General features: G+C 61.8%; 16 protein-coding genes. 4 read left to right on the top strand and 12 right to left on the bottom strand.

Annotated elements, in window-relative coordinates; genetic code table 11:
• Positions 1-72 precede the first annotated feature (72 nt).
• Genes ACSW29_RS05120 through ACSW29_RS05160 form a run of 9 tightly spaced genes read right to left on the bottom strand, consistent with a single transcriptional unit; the run spans position 73 to position 8,866 of the window.
• Positions 73-597 carry a hypothetical protein gene (locus ACSW29_RS05120; protein WP_448276718.1) on the bottom strand — a complete coding sequence of 175 codons (525 nt, stop codon included), beginning with the start codon at positions 595-597 and terminating at the stop codon, positions 73-75.
• Positions 594-1,844 (bottom strand): MlaD family protein, encoded by a 1,251-nt coding sequence (locus ACSW29_RS05125; RefSeq protein ID WP_448276720.1) that lies wholly within the window; start codon positions 1,842-1,844, stop codon positions 594-596. Before ACSW29_RS05125 ends, ACSW29_RS05120 begins: the two co-directional genes overlap by 4 nt.
• Entirely contained in the window at positions 1,841-2,914 is a 1,074-nt protein-coding gene (locus tag ACSW29_RS05130; protein WP_448276721.1) for an MCE family protein, read from the bottom strand. Before ACSW29_RS05130 ends, ACSW29_RS05125 begins: the two co-directional genes overlap by 4 nt.
• Complete coding sequence (locus tag ACSW29_RS05135; protein WP_448276722.1) at positions 2,914-3,987, bottom strand: MCE family protein; 1,074 nt, start codon at positions 3,985-3,987, stop codon at positions 2,914-2,916. The genes ACSW29_RS05130 and ACSW29_RS05135 overlap by 1 nt, the downstream gene beginning before the upstream one ends.
• A 2-nt stretch (positions 3,988-3,989) precedes the next feature.
• On the bottom strand, positions 3,990-4,982 hold the full coding sequence (locus ACSW29_RS05140; protein WP_317827583.1) for an MCE family protein: 993 nt from the start codon (positions 4,980-4,982) through the stop codon (positions 3,990-3,992).
• Complete coding sequence (locus ACSW29_RS05145) at positions 4,979-6,004, bottom strand: MCE family protein (protein ID WP_448276723.1); 1,026 nt, start codon at positions 6,002-6,004, stop codon at positions 4,979-4,981. Before ACSW29_RS05145 ends, ACSW29_RS05140 begins: the two co-directional genes overlap by 4 nt.
• Positions 6,001-7,221 (bottom strand): MCE family protein, encoded by a 1,221-nt coding sequence (locus ACSW29_RS05150; protein WP_448276724.1) that lies wholly within the window; start codon positions 7,219-7,221, stop codon positions 6,001-6,003. The genes ACSW29_RS05145 and ACSW29_RS05150 overlap by 4 nt, the downstream gene beginning before the upstream one ends.
• Positions 7,182-8,027, bottom strand: a complete 846-nt coding sequence (locus tag ACSW29_RS05155; RefSeq protein WP_095970882.1) for an MlaE family ABC transporter permease — start codon at positions 8,025-8,027, stop codon at positions 7,182-7,184. The genes ACSW29_RS05150 and ACSW29_RS05155 overlap by 40 nt, the downstream gene beginning before the upstream one ends.
• Positions 8,027-8,866: an MlaE family ABC transporter permease gene (locus ACSW29_RS05160; protein WP_317827579.1), complete on the bottom strand. Its 840-nt coding sequence runs from the start codon at positions 8,864-8,866 to the stop codon at positions 8,027-8,029. Before ACSW29_RS05160 ends, ACSW29_RS05155 begins: the two co-directional genes overlap by 1 nt.
• A gap of 229 nt (positions 8,867-9,095) precedes the next feature.
• Between ACSW29_RS05160 and ACSW29_RS05165 the strand changes: the two genes are divergently transcribed.
• Both ACSW29_RS05165 and ACSW29_RS05170 read left to right on the top strand, forming a co-directional pair.
• Positions 9,096-9,725, top strand: coding sequence for a carbonic anhydrase (locus tag ACSW29_RS05165; protein ID WP_124568919.1), 630 nt, complete (start codon positions 9,096-9,098; stop codon positions 9,723-9,725).
• 97 nt (positions 9,726-9,822) lie between these two features.
• Positions 9,823-10,563, top strand: a complete 741-nt coding sequence (locus ACSW29_RS05170; protein WP_317827578.1) for a DUF4232 domain-containing protein — start codon at positions 9,823-9,825, stop codon at positions 10,561-10,563.
• Between the two features lie 21 nt (positions 10,564-10,584).
• Here ACSW29_RS05170 and disA read toward each other — a convergent pair whose 3' ends face one another.
• Positions 10,585-11,670, bottom strand: a complete 1,086-nt coding sequence (disA, locus tag ACSW29_RS05175; protein WP_347871841.1) for a DNA integrity scanning diadenylate cyclase DisA — start codon at positions 11,668-11,670, stop codon at positions 10,585-10,587.
• Between the two features lie 96 nt (positions 11,671-11,766).
• Here disA and ACSW29_RS05180 point away from each other — a divergent pair, with 96 nt between their 5' ends.
• The gene (locus ACSW29_RS05180) at positions 11,767-12,327 is read left to right on the top strand and encodes a PaaI family thioesterase (RefSeq protein WP_347871840.1); all 561 of its coding nucleotides are present in this window, start codon (positions 11,767-11,769) and stop codon (positions 12,325-12,327) included.
• Positions 12,328-12,350: 23 nt separating this feature from the next.
• On the opposite strand, the gene radA is transcribed toward ACSW29_RS05180, so the two are convergent.
• A complete protein-coding gene (radA, locus tag ACSW29_RS05185) occupies positions 12,351-13,784 on the bottom strand; it encodes a DNA repair protein RadA (RefSeq protein ID WP_230816689.1) in 1,434 nt (477 codons plus the stop codon).
• Positions 13,785-13,882: 98 nt separating this feature from the next.
• Positions 13,883-14,518 carry a hypothetical protein gene (locus ACSW29_RS05190; protein ID WP_448276727.1) on the bottom strand — a complete coding sequence of 212 codons (636 nt, stop codon included), beginning with the start codon at positions 14,516-14,518 and terminating at the stop codon, positions 13,883-13,885.
• Positions 14,519-14,783: 265 nt separating this feature from the next.
• On the opposite strand from ACSW29_RS05190, the gene carD reads away from it, so the two are divergent.
• Positions 14,784-15,272, top strand: a complete 489-nt coding sequence (carD, locus tag ACSW29_RS05195; RefSeq protein WP_230816687.1) for a CarD family transcriptional regulator — start codon at positions 14,784-14,786, stop codon at positions 15,270-15,272.
• The last annotated feature ends 23 nt before the right edge of the window (positions 15,273-15,295 follow it).

The raw sequence follows: 15,295 nt of genomic DNA on the forward strand, positions 1-15,295 counted from the left end.
GACACGTCGACTTGTGGAGGCCACTTTATCGGCAGTCGCCGACACGGCTGTCTTTGACGCCCGACCTCCCGATCACAACAACTGCACGTTGCTCAGTTTCCACTCGCCGTCCTCGCGGACCAGCGAAAGTTGCATGCGGTTGCGGTCGATCCTCGGATCGGGGGAGTTGGTGTTGGTGATCGTTTGATCGAGGAAAACGAGTACTTCGGCGTTGTCGCGGTCACTGCTCGCCAGCCCGGCAGAGATGATCTGCGCGGACGAGGTCGCTTGATACTGCACGATCATGTCCTGCAGGTTGGCTGCCACCTGGGCGTATTGGCCGGCGAACTCTCCGACGGAGTTGTCGCGCACCACGGAGAGATTCTGATCGAGATTCCCGAAGTTGTAGGTCGCGAGGTCGGCGGCGAATTGCTGCCCGCTCTCCAATGCGCTGGTGCGGGCGTCATCGTCGACGGATTTCTGCCAGGTCGCGAATGCACCCCATCCGAGTGCAGCGACCACGACCAGGACTCCGGCAGCGATCAGCATGCTCTGCTTGCGAAGGCGTGTGGGCTTGTCGACGATTGCGGAGGTTTGGGGTTCGGATGGCTCGGTCATTGCGTTCCTTGTACTAGTAGTGCGGCAAACGAGTTGTCGCGGAGAACGGTGTTCTGACCACCGTTGAGGCCCAGACGAATCGATGATCCGTCACCCGTAGCGACTGTGCCGACGGCAGGATCGTATTCAGCGAACCCGTCGATCGTTCCAGTGTTTGCTCCGGTTCCGGTGGGGATGTTCTGCGAACCTCGGTTCTGGATGCGGCCCGACTGGTCCGTGCAGTGTTGGTTCTTGTCGATTGTGGTCGGTGAGGTGTCCTGTACCGATCGCCGGGGTGTGTCGTAGAGGCAGACCGGACCGAGTGCTGTGATCAGATCAAGTTGCGCGCGTCCGTCTTTGACGATGCTTCCGAACTTCTCGAAGCCTTTCGGGACCACCACCAACAGGGCGTCGACGGCAGGCATCCGTGCGGTGACGATCTGCGTGGAGACGAGGGAATTGGCCAACAGCAGACTGAACGGTTCACGGCTCTGCTCGATGAGAGGGAGTAGCTGATTGTCGAGAACGCTCGGGCTTCGATCTAGGAGTGTGCGCAGTTGCGGATCGGAGTTTCGTACCTGATCTGTCAATTGGCGAAGTGTGAGTGCAACTTCGGGAAGAGCGTCGACGTTGTCTTCGTTCGCGGCGAAGAGTGAACGCGAATTCTGTACGAGTGTGTTGACTTGCGGTTGATCGGCTCGGACAGTGCGCGCGAGTACGTCGAAGTTGTCGACGAGCGCCTGCAGATCCGGACCCAATCCGTTCAATCCCTCACCGAGTTCGTGCGAGAGGGTTCGCAGGTCTGCCGGATCGACGGTGTCGGCAGCAGCGTTGAAATTCGCAATCACGGTTCCCAACGCGACCGGGATCGAAGTGCGCTCAGTCGGAACAACCGAACCTTCAACCAGATACGGGCCGCCGTCGGTCTGCGAGGACAACTGAACTTTCATTACCGGAACGGCGGTGTCCTGGCTGATGGCCACATGCGAATCGTTGGGGATCTGTTGGTCGGCGGCGATGCTCAACGTCATCACGACGAGGTCCCGGGCAGAGTCCACCTCCACCGACTCGACGTCGCCGACGGTGACTCCGCGATAGGCCACTTCCGAACCCGGAGCGATTCCGGCTGCGTTCTCCAATTCGACGGTGACCGAGAATGTTCCGGTGAAGGGATCTCCAGCACCTACTTGTCGGAGCACGTACGTAGTGCTGACCACCGCGATGAGGAGAAAGGCGACGATTTCGAAATAGACAGTTCGGTTCTTCATCGTGTGCCTCCTTGCAGGGGTGTCGTGATCGGCAGCTCCCGGTCGGAGGCCGGCCGAGGTGGCAGTGGCGGTGCGGCACCGGGAATGATCTCGTTGAGCACTCCGGTCACGGTTCCCTCGAGATCGACGTCGAGGTCGATGTTCACGTAGTCACCTGGGCTGGCGCGTTCGAGGAGCACTCTCGCGTTGTCCAGGTTGGCCATCGTCTCACCCAGTGTCGGCTCCATCGCCGAGAACTGGTCGAGGATGGGTGAGAGTCGATCGGTGATGTCGGAAATCTGGTCGGCCGACTGATCGAGTACGGAATTGGTTGCGGTACTGAGTCTGTCGGTCTCATCGAGAAGATCCAGCAGTGGTTGCCGTTGGTCGGAGACGACACCCAAGGCAGGGGTGAGTGCGCGCAACCCTTCGTCGATGGTGGCGCTCTCGTCACCGATGAGAGTGCTGAGCCGATTCAGTGAGTCCAGGGCCGAGTTGATCGATTCCTTTCGGTTTTCGAGTGTTCCGAGAAAACCATCGAGGCGTGCAAGCAGATCGCGGATCGTCTCGTCCCTGCCGTCGAGAATCTGATCAGCCTCGCTGACGATGTTCTTGACCTGAGCCAACCCACTGCCGTTCAACAGAGTTCCGACGGCGCCGAGTAGTTGTGCGACGTCGGGCCCGCGCACGGTCTCCGATCGCTTGATGGTGGAACCTGGTTCGAGGATGGGTCCGGTCGCATCGGCCGGAACTTCGAGGTTGACGAATGCATCGCCGATCGGGGTGGACAGCTCGATTCGGGCGCGGGTTCCGATGGGTAGTTCGATGTCGGACTCGATGTCGGTATGGACGACGGCGGCAAAGGTTTCCGCGCTCATCGAGGTGACTTTGCCGACCACGGCCTGCCCGATCCGTACCTCGCCGCCGACGGGAAGTAGTGACGCGTCAACGAATTCCATGTTCAACGGGTACGACTGTCCTGGCAGCCCGCGCCCGAGGGGGAGATGCTGGAAATTGAGACTGCAGCCGGTCAATGGTGCTGCGATGGCAAGTGCCACAACAATGCTCGCCACGGACCTGTTCGACGCCATCAGTTGCCTCCACCCAAGATGCGTGCCAACTCGGAACTGCCTGCGGAAGGGAATTCGATCGGATTGACGATTCCCGGCCCGGTGCACAGTGGAATCGGCATCTTCTCGCACAGTGCTCGCGTCGTGTCGAACTGTGAGAGATCGGTGGCGATGTCCAAGCGGCCGCGTGCTCTGCCGTCTTCGGTGACGAGGTTGGCGACGTTCTCGAATCCCGTTGGTGCCGTTTCGATGATCTCGCGCAGTTGGTCCTGCTTGGTCGCTACTGCTCCGGTCAACTGTGCGAGCGCACCCAGGTCGGCGGTGACTGTCTCGCCGTGTTCGGCGAGTAGCGACGAGACCTGTCCGAGCAACGTGGTCAGGGAATCGAGCGCCCCGCTGATGTCTTCGCGTTGTTCACTGAACGCGCGGGCGGTCACTGTCACCGAGTTCGACAGCGAATCGACCTGGGTCTGGTTGTCCGCGATCAACTGCACAATGGTGTTCAGGTTCTTCACCAGCTCGGAGATGTCAGGACTTGCACCCGCCAGCACCGAGCTTGCCTGTGAGATGGACTGCACGGCATCGTGAAATGCTTGCCCGTTGCCGTGCACCGCGTGGGCGCCTTCTCCGATGAGGTCGCCGATCCCACCGCCGTCGGCGCCGGGGCCGAGCGCGACCGTCAGTTCGTTCACCGAAGCAGTGAGCTGGTCCCACGTCAGAGGAGAGTGAGTGCGTGCGAGAGGGATCACGGCGCCGTTGGTAAGGAACTCACCGTCTTCGTAGCCGGGGCCGAGTTCGATTGTGCGGTCACTGATGACCGAGGGAGAGAGGACCCAGGCCTGCGCGTCGGCTGGCACGCGTGTTCCGGGTGGCAGGCTCAGGGTCACCCGTACCCGGGGCCCGTCCGGTGTGACGCTCTCGACTCTCCCACTGGGAACTCCCAGAATTGTCACCGTGTTGCCGGTGAAGATGGCATCGGTGGAGGTGAATTCGGCAGTGAGAGTGAGTCGGTGCTCGTCACGCGTGACGAACAGGATAGCGCCGATCGCGCAGATCACTATTGCGGCCAGGACAGCGAGTTTCTTGACGGTCATGGTCATCGGCACCCCTGAACAAGCCCTACGACGCACAACCAGTTGTCCGGGATGAGCGTGGAGGGTGAGTTGAGATCGAGCCAGTTGCCGTTGCCGGTCGCGTTGGTGACGTAGCGGACGCTGGGCGCGAAGTTGTCGAGCAGCGTGGTCAGCGATTGTTCGTTCTCGGACAGAACTCCCGTCACCTCGTGGATGTCTCCCATGACCGAGTCGACCAAAGCCTGGTTGTCACCGAGGAACTGGGCAATGGTGGTACTCAACTGATTCAGGTCTTGTACAAGGGCGTTCAACACGTCCCGTCGGTCGGCGATCGTGGCCATCACCAGATCTGCGTTTCCCAGAAGGGTGTGCAGAGTGTCCTTCTGCTCGATGAGGGTTGTCGTGGTCTGCTGCGCCCCGGTGAGAAGGGAGCGCAGTGCATTGTCGTTGTCGTTGACGACCCCGGAGAGTGCGTCGATTCCCTCGAGTGAGCGGCGGATGAGTTCGGGATCGTTCGGTGAGTTGTCGGAGACCACGGTCAGCATGTTTCGCAGTTGTTGCAGATCAAGGTTTTCCGACGTGGATTGTGCGCTGCGTCCGAGATCGTCGAGAGTGAACGGAACACTGGTGTTCGTGATGGGGATGGTCGAACCTGCGGGCAACGAGCGCGATCCGTTCGGAGTGATGTCGAGCGAGCGTCGGCCGAGCAGAGTCGAGATCTTGATGTCCGCACGCGAGTCTTTGCCGAGACTGACGCCGTCGTCGAGTCGGAAAGTGACGTCAACGGAGTTGCCACTGACCGCCAACGAGATGACTACCCCGCTCGGAACTCCTGCGACGTTGACCGTATCGTCCTGCGTCAACCCGGTGGCGTTGGCAAATACGGCGTGATACTCGTTGGTTTTGACCTTCAAGATCAGTTGAGGGACAACAAGTGCGGCCAGGACGACACCGACTCCGACGAGAATGCAGATGATTCCGTTGCGGACCGGGTTCTTGACGGTGAGCCAGTTCATCGACATACCGCCGAGCGCTCAGGACCACCCAGTGACACCGATTGGCCCAATGCACTGAGTTGGAAGTTGCAGATGTAGATGTTCGCCCAACTGCCGTAGCTCATTGCGATTCCCAACTGGGAGAACAGTTGATCGAAGGCGGTGATACCTGTCGCGAGCGAGTCTCGATTGTCGACGACGGCGCGGGCCGACTGATCGATGGACGTCAGTGTTCCCGTCAAGTCAGGCTCGACCCGCGTGACCAAGTCCTGAAGGGAAGAGGTCAGGGCACCTGCGGAATCCACTGCGGCCGAGATATGTTGGCGGTCCTGTGCCAAACCGACCACCAGTGTGTCGAGGGTGTTGATCATCTCGACGAAGTTGGGTCGATTCGTCGTGGTGACGGTCAGTACCCGGTCGAGGTTGGTCAGTAGCTGGTCCAGGATTGCGTCGCAGGACGTCAAGTTCTCGGTGACGGCAACGGTGCGCTCGAGCAGACTTTCGATGGTGGAACCTTGTCCTTGGAATACCTGGACGACGTGTCCGGCAAGCTCGTTGACTTCTGCGGGGTCGAGTGCGTCGAACAGTGGACGGAAGCCGCCGAGGATGTCGGTGAGGTCGATCGCCGGCTGAGTCTGTTCCACCGGAATGGTGGCCCCGGGGGGCAGGTAGTTGCCGGTTGCGGGTTCGCCGGTTGCTCGTTCGTCTGGGCCTGATTCGATTGAAATCGTCCGCGCCCCCAACAGATCCGCATACCTCACCACTGCTCGACCGTCGGTCGGAATGCGTTGTGTGGATTCGAGTTGGAAGCCGACGACGGCTTGATTGTTCACCAACTCGACGCTCTCGACGCGCCCGACTCGGACCCCGGCGATCTGTACGTCGCTGCCCGTGACCAGACCGGAGGCATTGACGAAGACGGCCTGGTACTGCGAACTCGGCCCGGAGACGGGGTTGATCAGGGTGCTCACCACGATCACGGTGGCCAGAATCGACAGTGCAGCAAACATTCCGAATCTGATCAGAGACTTCTTCACGCTCATTCGCCCACCACCGTCGTGCCACGAAGTACCGGCCCGGCCACCAGAGTGTCCAACGCTGTACCGCCCTGAGTGAGAGTTGCGATCAGCGACTGTTCGACGGGACTGCCGACCGGTCCGACTGTTCCACCGAACGCGGCTGCGGCGGCAGGGCAGTTGGGGCCGCGGGCCGCGTCGTATTGTGGGCAGTCGGTTTTGCCGTACGGGTACAGATCTGTGACGGACAGGCGCAGGTCGGTGCTCAGCCATGGGCCCTGCGCCAACGCCGGCGGAAGCTTGATCGTGAGATTGCGCAAGCCGGTGTAGAAGGTGGTGATGTGGTCGGGTCGTGAAGTGATTGCGCCGGTGAGGGAATCGGCGTCGTCGATCACTGTGATCATGCGGTCACGATTGTCACCGATCACAGTCGCGGCAGCAGAACCCGTGCTGGTACCGGCTCGCAGAAGCGACGCCAATCCGTCGGATTTCTCGACGACGGTTTTGGATGTGGTGATGGAGTTCTCGAATGCGGCGAGAATGTCCGGCGCACTCGACGAGAGACTGTCGGCGAGGGTGGCGATGTCGTCGAGGTCGTCACCGAGCCCGTCGATGACCGGCTGCGCACCGACCAACGCGTGGTGAACGGCATCGAGAGATTCACCGATCTGGTTTCCCTTGCCGCTCATCGCGTCCGAGACTGCCGTGAGCGCGACGTTGATGTCGGCGGGGTCGAGGGAAGAAACGAGCGAGTAGATCCGCGAGATCGATTGGTAGAGCTGGACCGCGACCTCGGACTGATCCGAGACCAACTCCGTACCCGGCGCGAGAGCAGGGCCACGGGAGAGTCCGTCGGGTTGAATCAGGTCTACGAAGAAGTCGCCGAAGATGTTGCGGGGCATCAGCCGCACCTGGCTTGTCGACGGTATGTCCTCGAACGCACCCTCGTCGATTGCGAGTGAGACGGTGGACGCGGTGGTGCCAGGCTCGATGTCGGCCACCGAACCGACGACGACGCCGCGGTACTGAACCGAGGATCCGACTCGCAGCGCACCGGCGCTGGCGGGGACGACGGCACTGACCTGCGGTGCGGAGCTGAACGTGTCCGTACCTCTGCTGAACAAGAAGACATAGGCGACGATCAGCGCGGCGACCGCAAGTAAACCACGCAGTGACAACGCAATTCGACTGGTGCCGGTGACGATCATCCGGTCAACCCGGGTACCTGAGGTTTGAGTCCCCACAGCGCGATGGTCATGGCGACGTCGGTGAAGGCCAGGAAGACGATGCTGGTGCGCAGCGCTCGCCCGGCTGCTCGGCCGACGCCTTCAGGTCCACCCGTCGCGGTGTAACCGTAGTAGCAGTGCACGAGGGTCACGACGACCGCGAACACCATGACTTTTATCAAGGACAACCAGATGTCGTTGGGAGAGAGAAAAAGACTGAAGTAGTACCCGTACGTTCCCTCGGACTGACCTTTGACCCGGATCACCGCAAGCGCCGTTGCCATATACGAGGCAAACAGGCCGACGAGGTACAGCGGGACCACCGCGATGAGTGCCGCGATCATTCGGGTGGTGACCAGATACCGGAGTGAGGGAATCGCCATGACCTCGAGAGCGTCGATTTCCTCGGAGATCCGCATGGCGCCGAGTTGCGCGGTGAATCCGGTTCCGACTTTGGCTGCCAAGGTGATTGCGGCAACGAGCGGTGCGACTTCGCGAGTGTTCGCGATGGCGGACATCACCCCCGACAGTGGAGCGAGGCCGACGAGGTTGAGCCCGCGGTAGCCCTCGAGGCCGATCTGGGAACCGGCGAAGAACGAGATCGCGAAGATGACGACGACGCTGCCGCCGCCGGCGAGCAGGGTGCCCGAACCGAATGCCACCTGTGCAACCAGACGGGCAACTTCACGCCAGTAGCGCTTGAGGGTTGCCGGAATCGAGGTGATCACGCGCGCGTGGAAGGTGAACTGATCGCCGAGTCGACTCAATCCGTCGACGGTGCGCGAACTGACCCGCTTGGCACGAATTGCGATGGGAAGGTGCATCAATAGGCACCTTTCACCGAGACGAACAGCGGGTAGAACTGGGTGATCGCGAGGTTGGCGACGAACACGAGGACAAACGAGAGCACCACGGTCTCGTTGACGGCATCGCCGACGCCTTGGGCTCCACGCTTGACGGTCAAGCCCTTGTAGCAGGCCACGATTCCCGAGATGAGAGCAAAGGCAACGGCTTTGATGCCGGAGACGACGAAGTCGCTGGGTTGACTGAATTGGACGAGATTGCGTAGGAAGCTCTGTGCGTTACCGTCGAGTATCAGGACGTGAACGAAGAGACTTGCACCCAAACCGATTACGAGAACTATCGAATTCAGTAGGAGGCAGACGATCGCGATCGCGATCATCCGGGGCACGACCAGGCGTTCGAGCACGGGTAGACCTAGTACTTCGAGCGCATCGATTTCCTCGCGGATCGTTCGCGCGCCCAAGTCTGCGCAGATCGCGGAACCACCGACGCCGGCAATGATCAGGGCGCACACCAGAGGCCCGGCCTGTCCGATGATGAGGAACGCGACCACGGCACCGCTGTACGCACCCGCGCCGATTTGATCTGCCAGCGCACCGATCTGCAGCGCCACTCCCACACCGAGGGGAATCATCACCAGAGCAGACGCGACGGAGGTGACGTGGGCGAGAAACCACATCTGGTCGAGCGCTTCACGCCAGGCGAGGCGCCTGCGTCGCAGGGTCGTGACCGCAGCAACGCACACGCGAACGGTGAAGGTGAACAGCAGTCCGATCTCGGAGAGCAGGTTCGAGAACATGTTCGTCTTGGCGGGGGAGGCAGGTGTTGCGTCCCCGGTTTTTCCAAGTTCGGTGCTCACGCCATCCCCCCTTTCCGGCCGAATCGTTCTGGTCGGGTTTCTTAGATCACACTCGGAAGCTCAAAGTGCTCCAGGTCACGTTCGGAGACGGTATCAGGAAACTGACTCTGAAGTAAGTTCCAATTCGGCTGCTTCATCACAAAGTGTGAATGTCGACGCGGAACTTTCGTTTGCGTCTACGCAACCTTCCCGGCGAGAGTCCGAAATGCAGCGGGTGCACAATGAGTGAATGCCACGATCAAGCCCCATTTCCGCTTGGAAGTCTCTTCGCGAAGGCAACGAGCGATTTGTCAACGACGCATCCATCCATCCCAGCCAGGGAATCGCCGACCGCGCGAAACTCGTCGACGGGCAGCACCCCACAGCGGTGCTGTTCGGTTGCGGTGATTCGCGCGTAGCCGCCGAGATCATCTTCGACCAGGGCCTCGGCGACATGTTCGTCGTGCGTACGGCCGGTCATGTACTCGACGATTCGGTTCTCGGTTCGATCGAGTACGCCGTTCACGTGCTCAACGTGCCGCTCATCGTCGTCCTCGGTCACGACGGTTGCGGTGCCGTGAAGGCAACGCTCGACGCCCTGGACAAGGGTGCGGTTCCCGACGGCTTCATTCGCAGCGTGGTCGAGCGTGTTGCTCCGTCCATCCTGATGGGCCGCAACGAAGGCTTGTCCACCGTCGACGAACTCGAAGGTCGTCACGTCGTGGAGACCGGCTCGTTGATCATGCAGAGGTCCCGGATCATCGCCGACAAGGTGGACAAGGGTGCGTGCGCGATCGTCGGCGTCACGTACACATTGTCCGACGGTCACATGCGTGTTCAGGGCGCTGTCGGCGACATCGGCGAGAGCGTCGAGGGTTAGATCTTCCGGGGCAGTGATCCCTGGTGCCGGACAATGGGTACCGACACGCCGTCTCAGCTGACGGTTAGTCGACCCTGAGCCAACTACCGTTGAGTCCGTGTTGGAACCGAATGGACCACTGCCCCCTGAGATCTACTGGCGTCGCCGGGCGCTGGCCATTGGTGCCGCCGTTATTGCGCTGGCGTTGATCATCTGGGCGGCGTCCGCCCTCTTCGGCGGTGGAAGTGATACCCCGGAGGCCGATTCGGCCGCTGCGAGTTCCTCGCTGACAACAGACGTCTCCTTCACCCCCAACCCCTCCGGATCCAACGCACCGGACGGTGGCGGTGGCTCGGGTGGCGGTGCTGCCGGAGGTTCGGGCGGCTCGGGCACGCAGGCTTCGGGATCTTCGTCGTCGTCGTCTTCGTCGACCACCGGGGCCCCGGTCCCGGCCGGTCAGTGCGCCGACTCTTCGCTGGCGGTCAAGGCAACCGCAGACAAGGCGACCTTTGCTCCCGGCGAAGAGCCGTCGTTCACGATCGTCATCACCAATATCGGGTCGGCACCCTGTGATCGAGATCTGGCGGGCGGCCTTCAGCAGGTGCTCGTCTACAGCATCGACGGCAAGACCCGTCTGTGGTCCAACGTCGACTGCTACCCACAGCCCGCTGCCGACGTGCGCAATCTCGCTCCGGGTGAGCAAGCCGCGTTCAAAGTCGCCTGGTCGGCCACGACGTCGAACCCCGAGTGCGCGACCGCGCAGAATCCCGAGCGCAATCCGGTGGGCGCAGGCGCGTACACGGTTGTCGGTCAGCTCGGCGCATTGCGAAGCTCCCCGGAGCCGTTCAACATCGCGTGAGAGCGAGCCTGACCGGGCCCGCTAGTTGAACGATCCGGTGATCGACGTCTCCGCGAGCCGGGAAAGTCCCTCACGTATGTGACGGGCCCACAGCCCGCCGATGCCCTCGACCGACTGCAGATCGGCAGCCGTAGCGGCCAGCAGCGACTGGAGAGTGCCGAAGGATCCGACCAACCGGTGGATCTGATGGAACTGCAATCGAGGTACACGCATCAGTACGCGGTATCCGCGAGGGGTCATCGGAGTGTCGAGTGCTTCGATCGTGCCCGGATAACCGAGAACCCGCGCAAGAGTCGTGAGATCGAGGAGGTCGGCGTCGGTGACGCGATCGAGTGCGACGAGGACGGTGTCCATCGCCGCGGTGCCGATGGGTTCGGGGCCGGCAAGGTAGTCCCGAACGATCAGTTGACGTGCAATGTCGTTGTCGCCGACCAGTTCCTCGAGCTGCAATGCAAGCTGGCGACCGTCGGTGCCGAGCTCGAGAACGTCCTGCTCGATCTCGATCGACACACGGCGAACCATTTCGAGCCGCTGCACGACTGTCAACGCGTCGCGCAGGGTCACGAAATCCTCGATCTCGACGACCGACAGTTGCCGTGTCACTTCGTCGAGTCGCGCTTTGTATCGTTCGAGCGTGGCGACGGCCTGGTTGGCACGCGAAAGTATGGTGGCCGATCCGTCGATGACATGCCGGATACCGCCGACGTACACACTGACGATCGACATCGACTGGCTGACCGAGACCACGGGATAGCCGGTTTGAATCGCCGTGCGCTCGGCGGCGCGGTGCCTGGTACCGGATTCGACGGTGGGAATCTTGTGATCGGGAACGAGTTGGACATTGGCACGCACGATGCGTGTGCCGTCGGTCGAAAGAACGACCGCGCCGTCCATCTTCGAGAGTTCACGCAAGCGAGTCGGGGCGAACTCCACGTCGAGATTGAATCCGCCGTCACACAGCGCTTCCATCTCCTCGTCGTATCCGAGGACGATCAGCGCGCCGGTACGACCGCGAAGTATGCGTTCGAGCCCGTCTCGCAACGCGGTACCCGGCGCCAACCTGGCGATGGTCTCTCGCAATGCCGACGACGACTGTGTGTCCGCCATCGCACTGATCATTGAGAAACTCCCTGCTGAGGTCGATGTCACTTCGGTCGGGTCCGATGCCTGCGCCGGACTGATCCCCGTTTAGATTACCTATCCATGAGTAGTACCTGGACCCTGCCTGACGACCTGACCCTCCCGGAGCCGACCGAATTCTTTCCGGCCGCCGGCGAGAAGTTGCCTCAGCACTGGTCGAAATGCTTCGGCTGCGGCGACGACCAGCCTGCCGGAATGGCGATGAGTTTCAGGGCCGGTAGCGGGCTGGAAGTGACCGGTCGTCTGGAGGTCGCCAAGAAGTATCAGGGTGGTCCGGGTGTCATTCACGGCGGCATTCTGTCGACGGCTTTCGACGAGGCTCAGGGCATGGCATGCATGGCTCTCGGCTCACCGGTGGTGACCGGGCACCTCGAGATCGACTTCGCCCGGCCGATCCCGTTGGGATCGGTGCTCGAATTCCGGGCTCGTATCGACGGCGTTTTGCGCCGCAAGGTCTACACCAGCGCGGAAGCGGTGATCGTCGAAGGTCCGACAGCGGACCCGGACACGGTGGTGGGAACCTCCCGAGGACTGTTCCTGACCATCACCTCGGAACACTTCGCCAAGACCAAGGAGTTCGTGGACGGCGAACCGACTTCCCCGTTCGGCACCTCCTCGGTCTGACGCGGTAGTCGGCCGGAGGCCGGTCATTTCACCGGAGTGAGCTTGGGGCGAGACGGGGCTTGTTTGCCGCCCATCAATCCGGCATAGGCGAGTGCCTCGGCCAGGTTCGCGACTTCGTTGACGCGCATGCCGGGAATGTTCGGGCCGGAATCGACCGGCACGATGGCGCTGGTGAATCCCAATCGGGCAGCTTCGATCAGCCGCCGGTTGACGCCGGCAACTCGTCGAACCTCTCCGGCGAGTCCGACCTCGCCGAGGATGACGAGCCCCTTGGGGACGGGTTTGGCTTTCACAGCGGAAGCGACCGCTATGGCGAGAGCCAGATCGGCACCCGGCTCGGTCATCCGCATGCCGCCGACGGTCGCGGCGTAGACGTCGGCCTTCGAGATCGACACTCCGACGCGGCGCTCCAACACGGCCAGAACCATGGCCACACGGGCGGTGTCGAGCCCGCTGACGGCTCGGCGAGGTGTCGGTAGAGGCGTGGCGGCGACGAGGGCCTGAACTTCACCGAGTAGAGGTCGCTTACCGTCCATCATCACTGTGACGGCAGTGCCTTCCACGGCTTCTTCACGGTGATGCAGGAACAGGCCGGACGGATCGCTGATCTCGTTGATGCCCTGCTCGCTCAGCTCGAAGCATCCCACCTCGTCGGCCGCACCGAATCTGTTCTTGACACCGCGGACCATGCGCAGGGTGGAGTGCTTGTCACCTTCGAAGTGCAGAACCACGTCCACGAGATGCTCGAGCGAGCGCGGACCGGCGACGGCGCCGTCCTTGGTGACGTGGCCGATCAGAAGCACCGGGATTCCGCTGGCCTTTGCCAGGGAGGTCAGGGCGCTGGTGACGGCCTTGACCTGAGTCACGCCGCCGACGACTCCGTCGACGTCGGCAGCAAGCATGGTCTGCACCGAGTCGACGATGACCAGGGTCGGCTTGACCTGCTCGATGTGGCCGAGGATGGTCGCGAGATCGGATTCGGCCGCCAGATACATCCGTTCGTGGACAGAGTTGGTGCGATCTGCCCGAAGTCGGACCTGACCGGCAGACTCCTCGCCCGTGACGTACAACGCTCGATCATCTTCGCTGCGCATCGCCCAGCGGTAGACGACCTCGAGAAGTAGCGTCGATTTTCCGACACCGGGCTCTCCCGCGAGCAGAACTACGGAACCCGGAACGACACCACCGCCGAGGACGCGGTCCAGTTCGCCGATTCCGGTGGGCTTGGCCTGCGTCGAGGTGCTGTCGATCTGTGTCAACGGGGTGGCCGGCGTCGTGGGTAGTACGGCGCTTGACCCCGCTTTCGCGAGTGAAGCGCCGGCGCGACTGGCGACGGGTGCCACGACGGCGACCTCGGTCATCGAGCCCCACGAGTCGCAGTCCGGACATCTACCGACCCATTTGGGCACTACCGACTGGCATTCGGAGCATCGGTAGTTCGATTTCACTTTGGCCACCGGGACAGACTAGAGGCGGGGTCCGACATGGACCCCGCCTCTAGTGCGATGCTGAAATTGTTCTGCGAGGCGCAGTGTGCGCCTTGGTGATTCGGGGCTCAGTGCCCAGCTTCTGCAACGTCAGGCGACTTGTCCGACTCGTTGCGCTCGAGCTGCGGGCCGGCATCGACAGGCACGTCGACGGTGACCGAACCGGCCTTCTCGAACTTGAAGGTGATCGGGACGGTCAAGCCCGGGCGAACGCCTGCCTTGATGTCCTGCAGAACGACGAGAGTGAGCGCAGCGGGTGCGTCGTCGTTCTCTTCGTTGTTCTTGATCTGGGTCTCGGCCTCGGTCGCGGCGCCTTCGCCGGCGGGCAACTGACCGGCCTGCAATGACGTCTGAGGCTTGATCGTCAAGCCGCCGACCTCTTCACCTGCGATGACGCGTGCTGCGTAATCGGTGGTGATACTGACGAGCTTGTCCGTGGTCTCGGCGCTGTCGTTCACGATGGTGAACGCGAGCACGGCGTTGCCGCCCGGCTCGATGCTGTATTCCTCGGACGAGGGGTAAGCGATGTGCACGTTGCGCAGTGCGATCTCACCGAGGTCGGCGGTGTTGCCGTTCACGGCGGCCTGCTGGACGGCGGTCTGGCTCACCTGTCCGGAACCGCAAGCGGACAGCGCGATGGCTGCGCCTGCAGCCAGTGCAATGGCGGTAGCGACTCGACGAGTCGGCTTACGGATAGCAGTCACGATTTGTCCTCCACGGCGTCAGGTTCGCACTCCACTAGGCAGAGTAGTAGATAAGGTCCTGCAGGCTGGCCGTCGGGTCGCCACAACGGTTGTCTGCGTGGGCTTTCAGTCGGTTACGCAGGGGTGCTCCAGACCAGTTGAATGCACGTACAACAAGCCCTGTCAACCCCTACGCTCGAGCAAGGATGCCCCTGACCTGCACAGTTGATGAGTGGTCGGTTCTTTCACGTGTTAAACTAGTGGAATCGAAAGGGGCACGGGACACATGATTTTCAAGGTCGGAGACACCGTCGTATACCCCCATCACGGTGCGGCGCTGATCGAAGCTATCGAAACCCGCACCATCAAGGGTGAGCAGAGAGAGTACCTGGTTCTGAAGGTCGCTCAAGGCGATCTCACAGTACGGGTTCCTGCAGACAACGCAGAGTACGTCGGAGTTCGTGACGTGGTCGGCCAAGAAGGCCTCGACAAGGTTTTCCAGGTTCTGCGAGCACCGCACACCGAAGAGCCCACCAACTGGTCTCGTCGATACAAGGCAAATCTCGAGAAGCTTGCCTCAGGTGACGTGAACAAGGTTGCAGAAGTTGTTCGTGACCTGTGGCGTCGTGAGCAGGACCGTGGACTTTCCGCTGGTGAGAAGCGCATGCTCGCCAAGGCTCGTCAGATTCTCGTCGGAGAGCTCGCGCTCGCCGAGGGTACTGACACCGAGAAGGCAGATACCATTCTCGACGAGGTCCTCGCGGCCGCGTCCTGACGGTAATACAACCAAAGCTGACA

The organism is Rhodococcus sp. GB-02 (assembly GCF_053470465.1).